This is a genomic window from Bradyrhizobium sp. USDA 4516 (assembly GCF_054055915.1).
Genome location: NZ_JBSRXT010000001.1, coordinates 2,995,664 through 3,013,045 on the forward strand (window position 1 = coordinate 2,995,664; position 17,382 = coordinate 3,013,045).

Below are 17,382 nucleotides of genomic sequence, written 5' to 3' on the forward strand. Positions count from 1 at the left end.
GAATCCGCATTCTCGCGACATGATTTGTCCGATCACACCGGCAGCTTCAGCTCCATCAGATCCTTGGCCACCACGATGCGGCCGGAATAGTTCTTCTTCACGTCCCTCGTCCAGTCATCGTCGGTGACCTGCCGATCGTCGCCGGGGACGAAGTGACTGAGCACCAGCGTCTTCACGCCGGCGGCGGCTGCGATGCGGCCGACGTCCTCGGTCGAGGTGTGGCTGTCGAGCAGATGCTTCTTCAGCGTGGCGCCGTTCTTGGTCGTGGCGACCAGGCGGTCGACCGCGGGGACGTAGAGACATTCGTGCACCAGCACGTCGACGCCCTTGGCAAATTCGGCGAGCTTCGGGTTGTAGGCGGTGTCGCTGGAGAACACGATGGTGCCGTCCGGGGTCTCGAACTTGTAGGCGAAGTTATCCGTGATCGGCGGATGCGGCGTGCGGAACGCGGTCACGGTGACATCCGATGTCTTCAGCACCACACCGTCGTCGCTGATGTCTTTCGCGATCAGCAGCTTGCGCGGGTCCGGGCGGCCTTCGTCCTCGATCCGGGTCTCGACGTCGAACTTGTTCAGCTCCCAATATTCCTTGGTCATCGCCTCGATGCCCTTGGGGCCGAACGAATGGATCGGCGTCGAGAGGCCGGCCGCCCAGGCGTTGTAGAACAGATTGCCGTATTCCAGATTGTGATCGGAATGATGATGGCTGATGAAGATGTACTTGACCTGCGGGATCGGCACGCCCGCGCGCACAAGCTGGCGGCTGACGCCCATGCCGCAATCGATCACGAACGGGGTATCGTTGACGACGACGAGATTGGCAGGGTTCGAAGCGCCGTTGCCGACGCGCGGCCCGCCCTTGGTGCCGAGGAACACGATGCGGGTCCGCGCCTTGTCGGTTTGCGCGCGCACGCCCGGTGCCGCGAGCACGGCGGCGCTGCCGAGCGCCAGTTTCAATGCGTTGCGGCGATCGATCATCGGTGTCTCCCTGGTCTCTTTTTTGTGCTGCGACCCTAGCCGCCGCGCAGGATGCCATCAAGCGCCGGCAGGCCGACGATGACGGCAGCCGCGATCAGCGCGTAGCAGATCGCGCGAAACACATTTTCGCTCGCCTTGCCGAACAGCGCGGCGCCGAACCAGACTCCGATGCCGTAGATCGGGCCGACGATCAGCGAGAACTTGACCGATTCGATCGTGATCAGGCCGGTGAACCAGTAGCTGACCAGCGAGAAGAAGTCCGAGGCACCGAAGAACAGCACGATATTGGCGCGCGAGATCACCGACGAGATCGGGCGGCCCAGCCAGTAGGCGACGATCGGCGGGCCGCCGGTCTGCGCGAGGCCGCTGCAGAAGCCGGAGAGGCCGCCGACGCCGACGGAGAGGGCGACGTGCTCCTTGCCGTGATAGCGCCAGCCCGACAGCAGCAGTGCGAGCAGCGCCGCGACGAAGCAGGAGATGATCCAGCGCGTCGTGACAGGCTCGAGCACGGTCAGGAAATAGGTGCCGATGGGGACGCCGACCAGCGCGCCGGCGACCATGACCGCGGTCGCCTTGCGGTCGGCGTGGGTCCAGGCGTTCGGCAGCAGCGGCGTGGCGGCGATGAAGTCGATGACGAGCAGCAGCGCCGCCACCAGCCGCGGCGCCGCGACGCTGCTCGCGAGCGGCATGAAGATCAGCGCCGAGCCGAAGCCCGAGAAGCCGCGCGCCGTGCCCGACACGAAGGCGATCGCGCAAATCGCGAGCGCGATGCTGGTCGAGATGTCGGAGGGGATCAGGCTGAAGGAGGTCATGAAAGGATAACGAGATTCGACTAGCTGGCTGGCAACTCAAAGCGCCCCTACTCAGACCCGTCATCCCCGCGCAAAGGCTTCGCCTTTGTCGCTGGAGGTGCGAGCAGAGCGAGCCTCGAAGGATGCACGGCCACAGGCGGGGCCGTCGACCCTTCGAGACGGCCGCTACGCGGCCTCCTCAGGGTGACGGTGCAATAGACCGCCTGTGGTTCACATCACCCGCGCAGCGTGCCGCCGGTCTTCTTGGTCACATCGGCGACGACCTTGGCGGCGACCGCGTCGATCTCCTGGTCGGTCATGGTCTTCTCGCGCGGCTGGATCGTCACCGCGATCGCGATCGACTTCTTGTCGGGGTCGATGCCCTTGCCTTCGTAGACGTCGAACACGGTCACATCAGTGATCAGCTTCTTGTCGACATTCTGCGCCGCGCGGACGATGTCGCCCGCCTTGACGCTGCGATCGACGATGAAGGCGAAGTCGCGCGACACCGGCTGGAATGCCGAGAGCTCCAGCACCGGCTTGGCGCGCGTCGCCCGCTGCTTGCCTTGCGGGATGCGCTCGAGGATCACCTCGAACACGATCATCGGGCCGTCGGCGCCGAGCGCCTCGGCCGCACGCGGATGCAGCTCGCCGAAAGTGCCGAGCACGTTCTGCGGGCCGATCTGGATGGTGCCGGAGCGTCCCGGATGCAGCCAGGCCGGACCGCCGGGGACGATCTGCAGCGCCTGCATCGGCGCGCCGGCGGCCGCCAGCACGGCGAAGGCGTCGGCCTTGGCATCCATCGCATCCGCCGCAGCCGAGCCCGTCCAGTGCCGCCCGATCCCCTTCGCCGAGGCGAAGCCATGGCGCACGCCGGAGGCGGCGACCAACTGGTCCTCCGGGCGGTCGCCGCGGAACACCTGGCCGACCTCGAACAGCGCCACATCGGGATAGCCACGATTGATGTTGGCCTGAACCGCCGCGACGAGGCCAGGCAGCAGGCTCGGCCGCATGTCGGAGAGATCGGCCGCGATCGGGTTGGCAAGCACGAGCTCGCTCTGGCCGCCGCCGAACAGTTTTGCCGCGTCATTGGTGATGAACGACCAGGTCACGGCTTCCACCATGCCGCGCACGCCGAGCGCGCGCTTGGCACGGCGGGTGCGCAGCTGCATCGGCGTCAGCACCGGCTTGCGCGGCTCCTCGCCGCGCTCGAACGGCGTCATCGGCACCTTGTCGACGCCGACGATGCGCACGATCTCCTCGACGATGTCGGCCTTGCCGTGCACGTCGGTGCGCCAGGACGGGATCGCGATCTTCACCACGGGGCCGTTGCCGGCCAGCATGAAGCCGAGCCGGGTGAGGATCAGCTTCACCTCGACCAGCGGCACCTCGATGCCGGCGAGGCGCTTCACTTCACTGAGCGGGAAGTCGATGACGCGATCCTCGCCGAACTGCTTGCCGACCACGACGTTCTCGGACGGCGTGCCGCCGCACAGCGCCAGCACCAGCTTGGTCGCGAGCTCGAGCCCGGGCACCATGAAGGCCGGATCGACGCCGCGCTCGAAGCGATAGCGCGCGTCCGAATTGATGCCGAGCTTGCGGCCGGTCTGCGCGATGTTGATCTCGTTCCAGAGCGCCGATTCGATCAGCACGTCGGTGGTGTTGTCGTCGCAGCCCGAGGCCTCGCCGCCCATGATGCCGGCGAGCGATTCGACGCCGTGCTCGTCGGCGATGACGCAGGTGTTGCTGTCGAGCGTATAGGTGCGGCCGTCGAGCGCGAGCAGCGTCTCGCCGTCCTTGGCGCGGCGGACGGTGAGGTTGCCCTGCACCTTCTTGGCGTCGAACACGTGCAGCGGGCGGGCGCGGTCGTAGGTCATGAAGTTGGTGATGTCGACCAGCGCGTTGATCGGGCGCAGGCCGATCGAGGTCAGCCGCTTCTGCAGCCATTCCGGCGACGGGCCGTTCTTCACGCCGCGCACCAGCCGCAGCGCGAAGCCCGGACACAGCGTGGCGTCTTCCACCTTCACCTCGACCGGGCAGGGGAATTCGCCCTTGATCGGCCTGATGCCGGGGTCTTTGAACTTGCCCATGTCGGCGGCGGACAGATCGCGCGCGATGCCGTGCACGCCGGTGCAGTCCTGCCGGTTCGGCGTCAAATTGATCTCGATGGTGGGATCGCCGAGCCCGGCCCAGTCGGCATAGCCCTTGCCGAGCGGCGCGTCCGCCGGCAGCTCCATGATGCCGTCGTGATCCTCGGAGATCTGCAATTCCGCCGCCGAGCACAGCATGCCGCGGCTCTCGACGCCTCTGATAGTGCCGACGCCGAGCGTGATGTTCTTGCCGGGGATGTAGGTGCCGGGCGGCGAGAACACGCTGATCAGCCCGGCACGCGCATTCGGCGCGCCGCAGACCACCTGCACCGGCGCGCCGCCGTCGCCGGTGTCGACCATGCAGACACGCAGCCGGTCGGCATTCGGATGCTGCTCGGCCGAGATCACACGCGCGATGGTGAACGGCGCCAGCGCCTTCGCCTTGTCCTCGATGTTCTCGACCTCGAGCCCGATCATGGTGAGCTTGTCAGCGAGCTTGTCGAGCGGCTCGTCGGTCTCGAGATGTTCCTTCAGCCAGGAGAGGGTGAACTTCACGGCTGCATGCCTCGGTTCTTGTTGGTGTTGACTAGCGTGCTTGCGACGGCGGCAGGGCTCCCTCCCCCTTTGCGGGGGAGGATTGGGGAGAGGCGCAAGCCACTTGCTCGGAAGGACGTTGCGCTGTCGGAGAGAGCGCGACGTAGGTCAAGGAGAACCTGACTCACGTACTCAGCCCTCCCGCGATCGACGGGATGTCGAGCGGCTTGAAGCCGTAGTGGCTGAGCCAGCGCACGTCGCTGTCGAACAATTGGCGCAGGTCGGCGATGCCGTATTTCAGCATCGCGATGCGGTCGATGCCCATGCCCCAGGCAAAACCCTGGTAGACGTCGGGATCGAGGCCGCAGGCGCGCAGCACGTTGGGGTGCACCATGCCGCAGCCGAGAATCTCCAGCCAGTCCTCGCCCTCGCCGAAGCGGATCTCGCCCTTATCGCGGCGGCACTGGATGTCGACCTCGAGCGACGGCTCGGTGAACGGGAAGAACGACGGCCGGAACCGCATGTTGATGTGGTCGACCTCGAAGAACGCCTTGCAGAACTCGTGCAGGATCCATTTGAGGTGGCCGAGATGCGAGCCCTTGTCGATCACCAGGCCCTCGACCTGGTGGAATTGCGGTGTGTGCGTCGCATCCGAATCGATGCGATAGGTGCGGCCCGGGCAGATCACGCGGATCGGCGGCTGCTGGGTCAGCATGGTGCGCACCTGCACCGGCGAAGTGTGGGTCCGCAGCAGCATGCGCGAGCCGTCCTCCTTCGGGTTGAAGAAGAAGGTGTCGTGCATCTCGCGCGCCGGATGGCCTTCGGGGAAGTTCAGCTTGGTGAAGTTGTAGTCGTCGGTCTCGATGTCGGGACCTTCGGCGACCGCAAAGCCCATGTCGGCGAAGATCGTGGTGAGTTCGTCCCAGACCTGGCTCAACGGATGGATGCGGCCGGTCTCCGCCGGCGCCTCGCGCAGCGGCAGCGTGACGTCGATGGTCTCGGCGGCGAGGCGCGCATCGAGCGCGGCCGCTTTCAGCACGTCGCGCCTGGCCGCGAGCGCCTGCGTCACCGCATCCTTGGCGAGGTTGATCTTCGCGCCTTCGGTCTTGCGCTCCTCCGGCGACATCTTGCCGAGGGTGGCGAGCAAGGCCGAGATCGAGCCCTTCTTGCCGAGCGCCGAGACGCGGACCGCCTCGAGGGCGGCCTCGTCAGCGGCTGAGGCGATCTGGTCGAGGATGAATTGTTCGAGCGTTGCGAGGTCGGACACGGTCAATTCCTGCGCTTGAGCGGAGCATGATCCGGTGGGAAGAACCGCTACCCGAACCGGTACCATGCGCCAAAATTCGGCTGGGTTGTCGCCGCCCGAAGGCGGTAACGTCAAGCGAAAAGCCGGTCATTTCGAGCCGGTGGCCGGCAGCATTGAACCCCGCGCGGAGGCCGGGCTACCCAAGGGGAGTTCAAGGAGGCCCACGCGATGTTGCTGCGATCTTGCCTGGCCGTGCCGGCGGTGCTGTTGATGCTCACCACGGCGCATGCCGCGACCGAGGAATGTCCCGCCAAATCGACCCAGATGGACGACATCATCGCGGAGCTTCAGAAGGCGCCGAGCTGCAACCGCGCGATGAAGATCTTCGAGGCGTGCGAATACGGCGCCAGCGGAGACGTCCAGTTCGGCGCCGTGGTCGAGAAGAGGTGCGAGGGGGACTTCCTGTCCGGCCTCGGAGCGTCGCAGAAGAAGGCCTATGCCGGCCAGCTCAAGCGCTGCGACCACAAATACGACCACGAAAGCGGCACCATGTACCGCTCGTTCACGGCGTTCTGCCGGGCGATCGTCGCCCAGCGCTATTCGCAGAAGGCGCTGAAGGCGGGCCCCAAATCGCGTTAGGGCCGCCCCGCCAGGATCAGGCGGCCAGCGCGGCCTTGGCCTTCTCGGCGATCGCCTGGAACGCAACCGGCTCGTGGATCGCGAGATCCGACAGCACCTTGCGGTCGACGACGACGCCCGACTTGGAGAGGCCGTTGATAAACACGCTGTAGGTCATGCCGAACGGACGGACCGCGGCGTTGATGCGCTGGATCCAGAGCGCGCGGAAGGTGCGCTTCTTGCGCTTGCGGTCGCGGAAGGCGTACTGGCCGGCCTTTTCGACGGCCTGCTTGGCGACGCGGATGGTGTTCTTGCGGCGGCCGTAATAGCCCTTGGCGGCCTTGTAGACTTTCTTGTGCTTGGCGTGAGCGGTCACACCGCGTTTGACGCGAGACATGACGGAAATCCTTGATCTGGAAGAGGTGACGGGGCGCCGCGCAGTCGCGGCGAGGGTTCAAGCGATCGGTGCGATCAGGCGTTCGGCAAGAAGTACTTCTTGACGTTGTCGCCGTCGGTCTTGAACAGCACGCGGGTGCCGCGGAGCTGACGGATCTGCTTCTTCGTCCGCTTGATCATGCCGTGGCGCTTGCCGCGCTGGGCGTGCATGACTTTGCCAGTGGCGGTCACCTTGAAGCGCTTTTTAGCGCCCGACTTGGTCTTCAACTTGGGCATTTGGCTCTCCTGTCGCACAGCACGAAAATCGCCCCGAGAGGCGTCCGGCCGGCTAAAATGCTCGTTAGAGCGTTGAAAGTGCTAAGGTTTTTTCCGAATTGAAAGAACCTGCACCAGACGTCGCCACGGCAGCCCTTGATCAGCCGGGCGGCGAAGGCCCGGCTTATGACAGAGGATCGGCGGTTTTGCAACGTTTGCGGCGCGAAATCGGGGTCGGAACCGTCTTCCCCTTCCCCCTGAAAGGGGGAAGGTCGGGATGGGGGTCAGCCGCAAGCGATCCCGTCTGCGGGGACAGCAAATCCCCGCCCGCTTTGCTCGGCGAGCAAAGCGACCTCCCCTTTTCAAGGGGAGGTGGATCCGGGCTACGGAAACGAAACAGCCCGCCAGATCGCCTGACGGGCCATTTCATTTCAACAAAGCGACAAATTCGAACTAGCGTGGCGCCAGAACCATCACGACCTGGCGGCCCTCGAACTTCGCGTCCTGCTCGACCTTGGCGAATTCGGCGACGTCGGCCTTCACCTTGTCCAGCAGCTTGGTGCCGATCTCCTGGTGCGCCATCTCACGACCGCGGTAGCGCAAGGTGATCTTGACCTTGTCGCCTTCCTCGAAGAAGCGCTGCATCGCGCGCATCTTCACGTCATAGTCGTGATCGTCGATCATCGGGCGGAGCTTGATCTCCTTGATCTCGACGACCTTCTGCTTCTTGCGAGCTTCGGCAGCCTTCTTCTGCGCGGAATACTTGTACTTCCCGTAGTCCATGATCTTGCAGACGGGAGGGCTGGTATTCGGCGAAATCTCGACGAGATCCATGCCGGCTTCCATGGCCATCTTGATGGCCACCATGGTTTCGACGGTGCCCTGATTGACACCCTCCGCATCGATCAGCTGGATCTGTGCGTTGCGAATCTCGTCATTGGTGCGCGGCCCTTCTTTGGCGACTGTGGGCGGGGCTCTATTGGGACGGCGAATGGGTAACTCTCCAAAGTTGTGAAAGGGAAGGCGGATATTTTGAAGCAAGATGCTGCAACGGGCAAGCGAACTCGCTTCTTTAAGCGGCAAAACCGCCAATTGCGAGGCATTTTGGCCACGCTCGGCACATATAGCGGGCTCGTCTGCTCCGCAAGGCAGGGGTCGCAGCCGTTGACCGGTGCCGCGCGACAATTGAAAAGCAGATGTCTGACACGCGAGTGACCGAACCATGAGCCAAACCGCCGCATCGGAACAGGAACCTGCCTTCATCGAGGTCGGCGAGGGCAGCGAGGCGCGCCGGATCGCGGTGCGGGCCCGTGCCGGCAGCAATCCCGGGCTGTTCTGGCTCGGCGGCTTCAAGTCCGACATGGCCGGCACCAAGGCGCTGGCGCTCGATGCGTGGGCGGCCGAGCACGGCCGCGGCTGCGTCAGGTTCGACTATTCCGGCCACGGCGAATCCGGCGGCGATTTCGCCGACGGCACCATCGGCCGCTGGCTCGAGGAGAGCGTGGCGGTGTTCTCGCAGTTCTGCAGTGGGCCGCAGGTCGTGATCGGGTCCTCGATGGGCGGCTGGATGGCGCTGCTGCTTGCGCGCGAGATCGCCAAACGGGCCAATGCTGGCGGCGGCAGCGCTTCGCTCGCCGGCCTCGTGCTGGTCGCGCCGGCGCCCGACTTCACCGAGGAGCTGATGTGGAAGGCCTTCTCGCCGGAGGTCCGCGCCGAGATCGAGGCCAAGGGCATGTGGCTGCGTCCGTCCGACTATGGCGACGGCACGCCCTATCCGATCACACGCAATCTGATCGAGGAGGGCCGCAAACATTTGCTGCTCGGAAGCAAGATCGACGTCGGCTGCCCGGTGCGCATCCTGCAGGGCGCGCAGGATCCCGACGTGCCGTGGAAGCACGCCTTCGCGCTGGTGCACCGCCTGCCGGCTGAAGATGTCGTGCTCACCATGATCCAGGACGGCGACCACCGCTTGTCGCGTCCGCAGGACATCGCCCGCATCATCGCCGCGGTGGCGGAGATCGGCTAAGCTTTTTTCCTTCTCCCCTTGTGGGAGAAGGTGGCGCGGACGATGTCCGCGCCGGATGAGGGGTTCTCTCCGCGGACACAGACCCCTCACCCGTCTCGAATGAGCTCTCGCTCATTCGATCCACCCTCTCCCACAAGGGGAGAGGGAAGAAGAAGCGAGGAGCCGGGAGAGACTACCAATGGACACGACAACAATGCTGCGCGCGTTCTGCGACGCGGTCGAACAGCGCAACGGCAAGGCCTTTGCAAATCTCTTCACCGAGGACGGCGTCTATCACGATGTGTTCTACGGTGCCTTCAAGGGCCACGGCAAAATCGGCGAGATGATCGACGACTGGTTCTACCGGACCGCGACCGATTTCCGCTGGGTGATGCATGATCCCGTGAGCGATGGCACGACGCTCTACGCGCGCTACACGTTCAGCTACCGCTCGACCTTGCCGGAAGCCAAGGGCGCGCGTGCGATGTTCGAGGGCGTCGCGATCATGCGGCTGCGCGACGGCAAGATCACGGAGTACCACGAGGTCGCCAACACCGCGCCGGCCTTCGTCGATTTGAACTTCGCGCCGGAGCGGATCGCCAAGATCGTCGGCAAGCAGGGCGCGGAGCTGAAAGCGCGGCCGGAGATGCAGCGGCATCTGGCTTAGTCTAAGCCTCAATCCCCCCGTCGTCATTCCGGGGCGCGCGAAGCGCGAACCCGGAATCCATTTCTCCGTTGGTCTTTACGGCCCGATGGATTCCGGGTTCGATGCTGCGCATCGCCCTCAGGTGCGCAATTGCGCACCTGGGAATGACAATCATGGCGGCGGCGGATTGGTCATCGGCTTGCGCTGGGCGAGCGCGGCCACCGTGGAGGTGCCGATCGGACCCTTCTCGTCATAGAGCCAGCATTCGCCGATCGCGATGCCGTCCGTGGCGTGATGGTTGACCACCTCGAAGCCGATCCAGTTGGTCACCGGCAAGCGATGCAGATAGATCGTGACGTCGCTGTTGATGTAGCCGAGCCCCTGGTCGCCGGCATTGGCGAAGGGGCTGGCGAAATCCGCGCCGGTCGCGACGTGGACGAACGGCGTCATCTTCACGCCCGCGACGAGCTCGCGCACCTCGCTCATCCAGAGCCGTCGCTCGCCGAGCGAGCCCATATGGCCGACGATCGGCCGCGTCTCCCATTTGCCGTTCATGCCGAGCCTCGGATCGGTCGGCTTCGGAATCTCCGATGGCGCCGGCACCTGCCAGTTCGGCGGCGACCACACATTGCCGGGGGCATTTTCCGTCCGGCGCAACAATTGGCAGGAGGCGCGCGCCATGCTGGTGCCGCCGGAGACAAACTCGGCCTCGATCATCTTGATGCGCATGCCGTCGCGCACGAGCTTGGTCGTCACCTCGATCGGCGTCGTGATGCTGGGCAGCCGGAACATGTCGACCGTCAGCCGCGCCGGGACGAATTCGTCGGAGCCGTGGCGCTCCTCGATGACGAAGGCGAGGAGGCCGATCACGACGCGGCCGTGCAGGGATTCCGGACTCCACGGTCCGTTCGCAACGGCCGTCGGCATGAAGCCGTCGCCGTGCCTGGTGAAGAAGGGCTGGTTTGTCATGGCGTGCGACCATGACGGGAATGGCGCGATGAAATCAAGAGGCGGTGGCCGCGCGCCACTCCTGCTGTACGGTGACGTCGGGCTCGCCGCCGGCCCGCGACGCCAGCGCCGCGAATGCTTCGCGGGCGGTCAGTTGCGACAGCGCCCACACCGCGGCGCCGCGCACCAGCGGGCTCGCGTCGTCGAGCAAACGCCGCGCTTCGCCGACAAGGCTTGCGTCACCGGAGTTGCCGATCGCGATCAGCACATTGCGGATGAAGCGGTCGCGGCCGATGCGCTTGACCGGCGACTTCGTGAACAGCGCGCGGAAGGCGGCATCATCGAGCCGTGCGAGATCGGCAAGCGCGGGCGCCCGCAGCGCATCGCGCGCGGCGAGCTTCTGCTCGCGCCCCGCTTGCGCGAACTTGTTCCACGGACACACCGCGAGACAATCGTCGCAGCCATAGATGCGGTTGCCGATGCTCTTGCGGAATTCGTGCGGGATCGGACCCTTGTTCTCGATCGTCAGATACGAGATGCAGCGCCGCGCATCGAGCTTGTAGGGCGCGGGGAACGCCGCGGTCGGACAGATGTCCTGGCAGGCGCGGCAGCTGCCGCAATGATCGGCCTCGGCAACATCGCGCGGCAGCTCGGTGGCCGAATAGATCGCGCCGAGAAACAGCCACGAGCCGAATTCGCGCGACACGAGGTTGGTGTGCTTGCCCTGCCAGCCGATGCCGGCTGCCTGGGCAAGCGGCTTCTCCATGACAGCGGCGGTGTCGACGAACACCTTCACCTCATCGCCGGTGATCGTGGCGAGCCAGCGCGCCAGGACCTTCAGCCGCTTCTTGATCACGTCGTGATAGTCGTCGCCCTGCGCATAGACCGAGATCGCGCCATGCGACCGGCGTGCAAGGATGTCGAGCGGGTCGTCGTCGGGCCCGTAATTGACGCCGAGCATGATGATCGAGCGCACGCCGCCCCACAGCACGCGCGGATCGGTGCGCCGCTCCGGATTGGCCGCGAGCCAGTCCATGTCGCCATGGCCGCCGGAGCCGAGGAATTCGAGGAAATATTTTCCGGCCTCGCTGGTCGCATCAGGCGCGGTGAAGCCGACGGCGTCGAAGCCGAGCGCATGCGCCTCGCGCTGAAGCGCTGCCTTGAGATCGGAAGGGGAGAGCCTGACCGCCTGGTTCAGAAGTCGAGGTCCACATAGGTGCGCGACGCCGGCACCCCCGCCAGCCATTCGCTGAGCAGCGGGCGGAACGACGGGCGGGACTTCACCCGCGCGTACCACGACTTTGCCGCGTCGTCCTCGCTCCATGGCACGTCGCCTAGATAGTCGATCGCCGAGAGATGCGCCGCGGCGGCGAGATCCGCGTAGGTCAGGCGGTCGCCGGCGAGATAGTTCCGCGTCTTCGCCAGCCAGCCGATATAGCTCAGATGATAGCGCACATTGACCTTGGCGGCGCGCATGATGTCGGGCGCCGGCGGGCCGCCGCCATTATCCTCGCTCATGAACCGCTTGTAGATCCGCTCGGTCACCAGCGGGTTGGAGGCTTCCTCGAAGAATTTCTCGTTGAACCACGCCATCAGCCGGCGCACCTCGACGCGCTCGGCCGTCGACGTCGGCAACAACCGCCGATCGCCGGCATCGAGGCCGTGCGTCTCGTCGACGTATTCGGCGATCACAGGCGCACCCGGAATCGGCGGAAAGCTCTCGGCGATCAGTACCGGCGTGGTGGCTGCCGGATTGAGCGCCAGGAACGCCTCGCGCCGTTCCCACACCCGTTCCTCCACAAGGCGCAAATCGAGCCCATACTCGCCGAGCACGAGCCGAATGAAGCGCGAATGCGGACAGAACGGATGGTGATACAGCGTGTACATGAAGCCCTTGGTAGTTTCGCGGCGCTTAAGAAATCATCAACCTGTGCGGCCTGGACCTGTGCTTTGGCCAGACCAGTTCCGGTCGTCTCTATGTCGCGTCAGCACGCAAACCGGTAGCCACCCCCGCAGATGGTGCGGGTCACAAAAACGCTATAGCTCAGCAAATCGGCCGGGTAACCCATTGTTTGACGATTTTTTGCGATTGCGGCCAATGTGCGAATAAGCGAGAAGAATCCCGTTTTCCACACAGGGCAGGCCACAACATGATGACGGATATGCTGCGGGCGGTGATTCTCGGCATCATCGAGGGCGTCACGGAGTTCCTGCCGGTCTCCTCGACAGGCCACCTGCTGCTTGCGGAGCGCTTCTTCAATCTGGGCGAAGGCAATTTCTGGAAGAGCTTTGCGATCCTGATCCAGCTCGGAGCGATCCTCGCGATCCTTGCGCTCTACTTCGTCAAATTGTGGCGCGTGGCGCTCGGAATGTTCACCAATCCCGACGACCGCCGCTTCGTGATCGGCGTGCTGGTGGCGTTCCTGCCCGCGGTCGTGATCGGCCTGATCGCCGGCAAATACATCAAGGAGTTCCTGTTCAATCCGTGGGTGGTCTGCTTCACGCTGATCGTCGGCGGCGCCGTGCTGCTGTGGGTCGATCAGCTCGATCTCAAAGTGTACGAGGACGATGCGACCCGCTTCCCGCTGCTGATGTATTTCTGGATCGGCGTCGCGCAGTGCCTGGCGATGATTCCCGGCGTGTCGCGCTCGGGCGCCAGCATCGTGGCCGCGATGCTGCTCGGCGCCGACAAGCGCTCGGCGGCGGAGTTCTCGTTCTTCCTCGCGATCCCGACCATGGTCGGCGCGTTCGCCTATGATTTCTACAAGAACCGGGCCGACTTCACCTCCGACAATCTCAGCGTCATCGCGGTCGGCTTCGTGGTGTCGTTCATCACGGCGATGATCGTGGTGCGGGCCTTCCTCAATTTCGTCACCCGCCGCGGCTTCACCTTCTTCGCCTGGTGGCGCGTGATCGTCGGCACGCTCGGCCTGATCGCGCTGGCGATGGGACGGTAAGGCGCGACGGACACCATCCCATCACCGCCACCCTGAGGAGGCCGCAAAGCGGCCGTCTCGAAGGGCGACGGCCCCGATCCCGGCCGTTCATCCTTCGAGGCTCGCACCTCCAGCGACAAAGGCAAAGCCTTTGCGCGGGGATGACGGGGAAGGGCTTGGTAGCGTGGGAAAAACGTAGTGGTGCCGTGCCGGCTCGCGCGGAGCCTGTCATCGGGCGCGCGTTCGCGCGACCCGTTGGCTTGGCCGGGACGACAGGTGGAGAGAGCTGCCTACGCGCTCTTCTTCTGGAACTGACCCGTCGCGCGGAAGCGCCAGAGATATTGCGGGGCGATCGCTTCCATCGAATCCGGCGAGATGCCGAGGCCTGCGAAGGTCAGGCCGGCGGCCTTGGCGGCGTCGGACACCACATTGTCCGAACGCAGCATCTCGACCTGGTCCGGCGTCAGCGTGAACGGCCCCGGCGCGAACTGCAGGAAGTACGACTGGAACTTGGCGAGGCCGAACGGTAGCGGCGCCAGCATGCGATCGCGCTGGGTGATCTTGAGGATGATCTGCATCACCTCGCGCATGGTCAGCACTTCCGGCCCGCCGAGCTCGTAAGCTGCGCCCTGCTTCGCCTCGCCGTCCACGGCATGGACCACGGCGTCCGCGACGTCGCCGACATAGGCCGGCTGCACCGTGTTGACCCCGCCGCCGACCAGCGGCAGCACCGGTGACATCCGTGCCAGCGCCGCAAAGCGGTTGGTGAACTGATCCTCGGGCCCGAACAGCAGCGACGGCCGCATGATGGTGGCCGACGGCAACGCCGCCAGCACCGCTGCCTCGCCGCCCGCCTTGGCGCGGAAATAGCTCGAGGGCGAATCCGCGTCGGCCCCGATCGCCGAGACATGGACCATCCGCCCGCCGGCCGCGGCCGCCGCCTTGGCGATGGTCTCGGCGCCCTTCACCTGCACGGCATCGAAGCTCTGCCCACCGCCCTCGGCCAGGATGCCGACCAGGTTGATGGCGATATGCGAATCACGCATCGCCGCCTCGACCGAGGCCGGGTAGCGCACATTGGCCTGGACGGCATGGATCTGCCCGACCCGGCCGAGCGGCTGCAGATGGCCGGCTAGCTCGGGCCGCCGCACCGCGACTCGGACGCGGTAATCGCGCTTGCACAGCGCCCGGACCACGTTCCGCCCCAGAAAACCCGTTCCGCCGAAGACCGTGACCAGCGTGTCCAGGTTCGATGCCATGGGGTGATTCCTGTGGGATTCGAGAGCGATTGACGTAGGTTAACCGTCTGGCGATACGCCATCGGCCTTATCCTGTACAGGGTATTTGAATTTCCAATCGCGAATTTGACAAGCGCGCAACCGATCCTTACTAAGCCGCTCCACATGCCCAGGTGGCGGAATTGGTAGACGCGCTGGCTTCAGGTGCCAGTGGCTTAACGGCCGTGAAGGTTCGAGTCCTTTCCTGGGCACCACCCCCTTTTTAAGCGATTGAAATCGCTCAGTATCCGGGGGGTGGGTGCGGGCAAGCCGTCACCCAGCGAGGGTAGAGGCGAGACAGCGATTCTACCGTTGGCCCTCATTTCTCGTCGTTAGACGCGACGGACGCAATCTCGTTCGATCCAAATCGAGTGCATGTAGCTGGACTCCTCGACCACCTCGCCGACTTCGAGTTCGACCAGTTCTCCCTTGAGATCGACGGTCGGAAAATGGCGGCCGAGACACCTCGTGAAGAATGTCCGCGTTCCCGTGTATTCCGGTAGCGTATCTGGAATCGCCACGACTTCGACTCTGTCCCCGATCTTCATTCCACCATCTCAGGACGGGCTTGACGAGCTTGGCAGGCACCCTGCTCACCTGGCGCTTGCGATCGTTCCCCCGTGGCGCCACCGCTCCAGTGCGCCGCAAATTTCGGGTTCTCCAGGGGTCGTCGCGCGAAGGCTTCGCGCTTCGCCTTAGATCGCCCATCCGTCGGCGGGATAGGCGACTGCCTCCGCGGGCTCGATCGTCATGCCGAGCCCGTTGCAGAATCGGCTGGAATAAAAGGCGAGCGGGGAACCGTCTCGCTGCCGGCACCCGCGGACCTCGCCAATGAACAGCGTGTGGTCGGCGACGTCAATTGACCGGACCACGTCGCAAGCGAACTGGGCGATCGCTTGCGACAGGACGGGAAACTCTTCCCGGTTGACCAGCGATGGCGAGCTTTCGGCCTGCGGCCTGCCGGAGAAGTGCGCGCAGAGTGCGAGATCTTCCGCGTGAAGGACATTCACGGCGTAACGCTTCGAATCCATGATCGCCTGCCAGGTCCGCCCTCGCATCACCGAGACCAGCACTGTCGGCGGTTTGGTGGAGACGGTCGTGAAGCTGTTGGCCGTCATGCCGACCGGAGTGCCGTCGCGGTCGATGCTCGCCACGACTGTCACGCCTGTGGGGAATCGCGCAGCGGCCGCCCGGAAGCTCGCCGGATCGGGATGCGGGTTCATCGATCGCGCTCCATGGCGAAACGGCAAGAGGTCGCGCCTTTCGGCGTGTGGTTCGAGAGATGGTTTGTCGGCACGCAGTCGCGGCCTGGTGCAAGTGGACCGTACGGCCGGCTCGCGATCATTGTTGCGTCAGGCAGCGAGCGGCGCGCGCCTGTCGATCCAAGCGTGGATGCGCTTGTCGGTCGCGACACGATCCCACTGACGCTCCGGGTAGTTGAAATTATCGGTGAACTCGTCGCAGAGTTCTCGGTCCTGCGCCATGGTGAGGATCAGCCGACCCATCGCCTCGGACGGCGGCCGCAGCATCAGATTCGTCCAGCGCGCAGCCGCGAACACTCGATTTTCGCGGGCGCGATCCACCTCCTCAACGAAGCGTGCGTCGAAGGCCACCGTTTCCACGATCGCCTTGCCGAGTTCGAAGGCGGCGTAGGAGGCGATGTTGGCGCCTTGGCCCATCAGCGGGTCGACCACTGAATGTACGTCGCCCAGCGCGACGGCGAATTTCTCACCATCGAAGGCGACCGACGATTGCCGCACGGTCGGCACCACCGCGCCTTGCAGCAGGTCGAGCGGCTGGGCAAGCCCGAAGCGATGGGTGTCGATCCGGTTGTAGGTGTGCGGATGATGCTTTTCCAGCTTGTCGAGAATTGTCTGGCGGAAGGCTGCAGGGTCCGCGTCGTAGCTCAGCGAGACCAGATCGGCCATGTCGCCGCCGGGAATGTTCTCCATCAGGAGCGCCGTCTTCATGCCGCTGAATGACAGCGTCGGAATGACGATCATCTCGCCATGTCCGGGCGACACCGAGAGCGTGACACCGCGCGGGTCGTCACCGTCCGGGCTGCCGTGATCGACGCCGTCATAGAGGCCCACGCAGAGCAGGCGCTGTGGCTGGCTGTAGGGGGACAACTCCGGCCGATGGGCGAACATTCGCCCGAGCGCACCTTTGCCGGTCGACACGACGAGAAGGTCAAAGCGTGAAACCAGAGCCGGGATGTCGTCGTCCTGGATGCTGGCATATTCGATGCTGCCGCCGCGATGCTCGAAATCCCTCATCAGCGCGGGCAGGTACATGCGGTAATCCACTGCCCGGCTCGGCTTCTTGAACGCGCCGCGAAACAGCAGCCCGTTGCCTGGGAAATTAAAGAAATGGTCGTGGTGGTGGTAGATTGTGGCGGCGTCATCCCAATGGTTCACGCCTAGTTCGTTCTCACGCGCGATGGTGACGCTGTGATGGGCGACCGTGTTCATCAGCCGCGCCGAGGCGTACTGCTCCGGAGTGCGGTCGGTCAGCACCGTCGCCTGGATCCCATGCTGTTGGAGATAAAGAGCCAGATGCAGGCCCCCGATTCCGGCGCCGACGATCCCGATCGATTTGTTCATTGTTGATCCTCCCTGGTTACCGAGAGGCTAGACCGGATCGACTGTGTCCATGTAGGGAAT

General features: G+C 64.8%; 18 protein-coding genes and 1 tRNA gene. 5 read left to right on the plus strand and 14 right to left on the minus strand.

Annotated elements, in window-relative coordinates:
- Positions 1 to 32 precede the first annotated feature (32 nt).
- From ACVI1L_RS13795 to pheS, 4 genes are all read right to left on the minus strand, one after another.
- Positions 33 to 977: an MBL fold metallo-hydrolase gene (locus ACVI1L_RS13795; protein ID WP_253605766.1), complete on the minus strand. Its 945-nt coding sequence runs from the start codon at positions 975 to 977 to the stop codon at positions 33 to 35.
- A gap of 35 nt (positions 978 to 1,012) precedes the next feature.
- Positions 1,013 to 1,789 carry a sulfite exporter TauE/SafE family protein gene (locus ACVI1L_RS13800; protein WP_456783114.1) on the minus strand — a complete coding sequence of 259 codons (777 nt, stop codon included), beginning with the start codon at positions 1,787 to 1,789 and terminating at the stop codon, positions 1,013 to 1,015.
- 215 nt (positions 1,790 to 2,004) lie between these two features.
- Positions 2,005 to 4,413: a phenylalanine--tRNA ligase subunit beta gene (gene pheT, locus ACVI1L_RS13805; protein ID WP_456783115.1), complete on the minus strand. Its 2,409-nt coding sequence runs from the start codon at positions 4,411 to 4,413 to the stop codon at positions 2,005 to 2,007.
- A gap of 163 nt (positions 4,414 to 4,576) precedes the next feature.
- Positions 4,577 to 5,659 carry a phenylalanine--tRNA ligase subunit alpha gene (gene pheS, locus ACVI1L_RS13810; RefSeq protein ID WP_456783116.1) on the minus strand — a complete coding sequence of 361 codons (1,083 nt, stop codon included), beginning with the start codon at positions 5,657 to 5,659 and terminating at the stop codon, positions 4,577 to 4,579.
- Between the two features lie 207 nt (positions 5,660 to 5,866).
- Here pheS and ACVI1L_RS13815 point away from each other — a divergent pair, with 207 nt between their 5' ends.
- A complete protein-coding gene (locus tag ACVI1L_RS13815) occupies positions 5,867 to 6,277 on the plus strand; it encodes a hypothetical protein (protein WP_057020377.1) in 411 nt (136 codons plus the stop codon).
- A gap of 16 nt (positions 6,278 to 6,293) precedes the next feature.
- On the opposite strand, the gene rplT is transcribed toward ACVI1L_RS13815, so the two are convergent.
- The 3 genes from rplT to infC form a co-directional block, all read right to left on the minus strand.
- Positions 6,294 to 6,653: a 50S ribosomal protein L20 gene (rplT, locus tag ACVI1L_RS13820; RefSeq protein WP_018269297.1), complete on the minus strand. Its 360-nt coding sequence runs from the start codon at positions 6,651 to 6,653 to the stop codon at positions 6,294 to 6,296.
- A 74-nt stretch (positions 6,654 to 6,727) separates the two neighbouring features.
- Positions 6,728 to 6,928: a 50S ribosomal protein L35 gene (gene rpmI / locus ACVI1L_RS13825; protein ID WP_008539890.1), complete on the minus strand. Its 201-nt coding sequence runs from the start codon at positions 6,926 to 6,928 to the stop codon at positions 6,728 to 6,730.
- Positions 6,929 to 7,360: 432 nt separating this feature from the next.
- On the minus strand, positions 7,361 to 7,900 hold the full coding sequence (gene infC / locus ACVI1L_RS13830; protein ID WP_026192043.1) for a translation initiation factor IF-3: 540 nt from the start codon (positions 7,898 to 7,900) through the stop codon (positions 7,361 to 7,363).
- Between the two features lie 229 nt (positions 7,901 to 8,129).
- On the opposite strand from infC, the gene ACVI1L_RS13835 reads away from it, so the two are divergent.
- Both ACVI1L_RS13835 and ACVI1L_RS13840 read left to right on the plus strand, forming a co-directional pair.
- Positions 8,130 to 8,933, plus strand: a complete 804-nt coding sequence (locus tag ACVI1L_RS13835) for an alpha/beta hydrolase (protein WP_456783117.1) — start codon at positions 8,130 to 8,132, stop codon at positions 8,931 to 8,933.
- Positions 8,934 to 9,111: 178 nt separating this feature from the next.
- Entirely contained in the window at positions 9,112 to 9,579 is a 468-nt protein-coding gene (locus ACVI1L_RS13840; RefSeq protein WP_310880920.1) for a nuclear transport factor 2 family protein, read from the plus strand.
- Positions 9,580 to 9,729: 150 nt separating this feature from the next.
- On the opposite strand, the gene ACVI1L_RS13845 is transcribed toward ACVI1L_RS13840, so the two are convergent.
- The 3 genes from ACVI1L_RS13845 to ACVI1L_RS13855 are packed head-to-tail and all read right to left on the minus strand — an operon-like array spanning position 9,730 to position 12,393.
- On the minus strand, positions 9,730 to 10,527 hold the full coding sequence (locus ACVI1L_RS13845; protein WP_456783118.1) for an acyl-CoA thioesterase domain-containing protein: 798 nt from the start codon (positions 10,525 to 10,527) through the stop codon (positions 9,730 to 9,732).
- 34 nt (positions 10,528 to 10,561) lie between these two features.
- Positions 10,562 to 11,752 carry a tRNA epoxyqueuosine(34) reductase QueG gene (queG, locus tag ACVI1L_RS13850; RefSeq protein WP_456783119.1) on the minus strand — a complete coding sequence of 397 codons (1,191 nt, stop codon included), beginning with the start codon at positions 11,750 to 11,752 and terminating at the stop codon, positions 10,562 to 10,564.
- Complete coding sequence (locus tag ACVI1L_RS13855; RefSeq protein ID WP_057020382.1) at positions 11,701 to 12,393, minus strand: glutathione S-transferase family protein; 693 nt, start codon at positions 12,391 to 12,393, stop codon at positions 11,701 to 11,703. Before ACVI1L_RS13855 ends, queG begins: the two co-directional genes overlap by 52 nt.
- Positions 12,394 to 12,656: 263 nt before the next feature.
- Between ACVI1L_RS13855 and ACVI1L_RS13860 the strand changes: the two genes are divergently transcribed.
- Complete coding sequence (locus tag ACVI1L_RS13860; RefSeq protein WP_028341730.1) at positions 12,657 to 13,463, plus strand: undecaprenyl-diphosphate phosphatase; 807 nt, start codon at positions 12,657 to 12,659, stop codon at positions 13,461 to 13,463.
- A 269-nt stretch (positions 13,464 to 13,732) separates the two neighbouring features.
- On the opposite strand, the gene ACVI1L_RS13865 is transcribed toward ACVI1L_RS13860, so the two are convergent.
- Entirely contained in the window at positions 13,733 to 14,701 is a 969-nt protein-coding gene (locus tag ACVI1L_RS13865) for a complex I NDUFA9 subunit family protein (RefSeq protein ID WP_456783120.1), read from the minus strand.
- A 146-nt stretch (positions 14,702 to 14,847) separates the two neighbouring features.
- Between ACVI1L_RS13865 and ACVI1L_RS13870 the strand changes: the two genes are divergently transcribed.
- Positions 14,848 to 14,934, plus strand: a tRNA-Leu gene (locus tag ACVI1L_RS13870).
- A gap of 117 nt (positions 14,935 to 15,051) precedes the next feature.
- Here ACVI1L_RS13870 and ACVI1L_RS13875 read toward each other — a convergent pair.
- The 3 genes from ACVI1L_RS13875 to styA all read right to left on the minus strand — a co-directional run bounded on the left by ACVI1L_RS13875 (position 15,052) and on the right by styA (position 17,322).
- Positions 15,052 to 15,267: a hypothetical protein gene (locus tag ACVI1L_RS13875; protein WP_456783121.1), complete on the minus strand. Its 216-nt coding sequence runs from the start codon at positions 15,265 to 15,267 to the stop codon at positions 15,052 to 15,054.
- Between the two features lie 147 nt (positions 15,268 to 15,414).
- A complete protein-coding gene (locus ACVI1L_RS13880; protein WP_456783122.1) occupies positions 15,415 to 15,942 on the minus strand; it encodes a flavin reductase family protein in 528 nt (175 codons plus the stop codon).
- A 129-nt stretch (positions 15,943 to 16,071) separates the two neighbouring features.
- Positions 16,072 to 17,322: a styrene monooxygenase subunit StyA gene (gene styA, locus ACVI1L_RS13885; RefSeq protein WP_057020386.1), complete on the minus strand. Its 1,251-nt coding sequence runs from the start codon at positions 17,320 to 17,322 to the stop codon at positions 16,072 to 16,074.
- Positions 17,323 to 17,382: the final 60 nt, after the last annotated feature.

Bases quoted from the DNA above. Each gene is read 5' to 3' on its own strand.
- ACVI1L_RS13835 (WP_456783117.1), top strand. From the start codon at position 8,130: ATGAGCCAAACCGCCGCATCGGAACAGGAACCTGCCTTCATCGAGGTC.
- ACVI1L_RS13865 (WP_456783120.1), bottom strand. From the start codon at position 14,701: ATGGCATCGAACCTGGACACGCTGGTCACGGTCTTCGGCGGAACGGGT.
- ACVI1L_RS13845 (WP_456783118.1), bottom strand. From the start codon at position 10,527: ATGACAAACCAGCCCTTCTTCACCAGGCACGGCGACGGCTTCATGCCG.
- ACVI1L_RS13840 (WP_310880920.1), top strand. From the start codon at position 9,112: ATGGACACGACAACAATGCTGCGCGCGTTCTGCGACGCGGTCGAACAG.
- ACVI1L_RS13880 (WP_456783122.1), bottom strand. From the start codon at position 15,942: ATGAACCCGCATCCCGATCCGGCGAGCTTCCGGGCGGCCGCTGCGCGA.
- ACVI1L_RS13860 (WP_028341730.1), top strand. From the start codon at position 12,657: ATGATGACGGATATGCTGCGGGCGGTGATTCTCGGCATCATCGAGGGC.
- ACVI1L_RS13815 (WP_057020377.1), top strand. From the start codon at position 5,867: ATGTTGCTGCGATCTTGCCTGGCCGTGCCGGCGGTGCTGTTGATGCTC.
- rplT (WP_018269297.1), bottom strand. From the start codon at position 6,653: ATGTCTCGCGTCAAACGCGGTGTGACCGCTCACGCCAAGCACAAGAAA.
- queG (WP_456783119.1), bottom strand. From the start codon at position 11,752: ATGGCTGGCGGGGGTGCCGGCGTCGCGCACCTATGTGGACCTCGACTT.
- ACVI1L_RS13855 (WP_057020382.1), bottom strand. From the start codon at position 12,393: ATGTACACGCTGTATCACCATCCGTTCTGTCCGCATTCGCGCTTCATT.
- ACVI1L_RS13795 (WP_253605766.1), bottom strand. From the start codon at position 977: ATGATCGATCGCCGCAACGCATTGAAACTGGCGCTCGGCAGCGCCGCC.
- rpmI (WP_008539890.1), bottom strand. From the start codon at position 6,928: ATGCCCAAGTTGAAGACCAAGTCGGGCGCTAAAAAGCGCTTCAAGGTG.
- ACVI1L_RS13800 (WP_456783114.1), bottom strand. From the start codon at position 1,789: ATGACCTCCTTCAGCCTGATCCCCTCCGACATCTCGACCAGCATCGCG.
- ACVI1L_RS13875 (WP_456783121.1), bottom strand. From the start codon at position 15,267: ATGAAGATCGGGGACAGAGTCGAAGTCGTGGCGATTCCAGATACGCTA.
- styA (WP_057020386.1), bottom strand. From the start codon at position 17,322: ATGAACAAATCGATCGGGATCGTCGGCGCCGGAATCGGGGGCCTGCAT.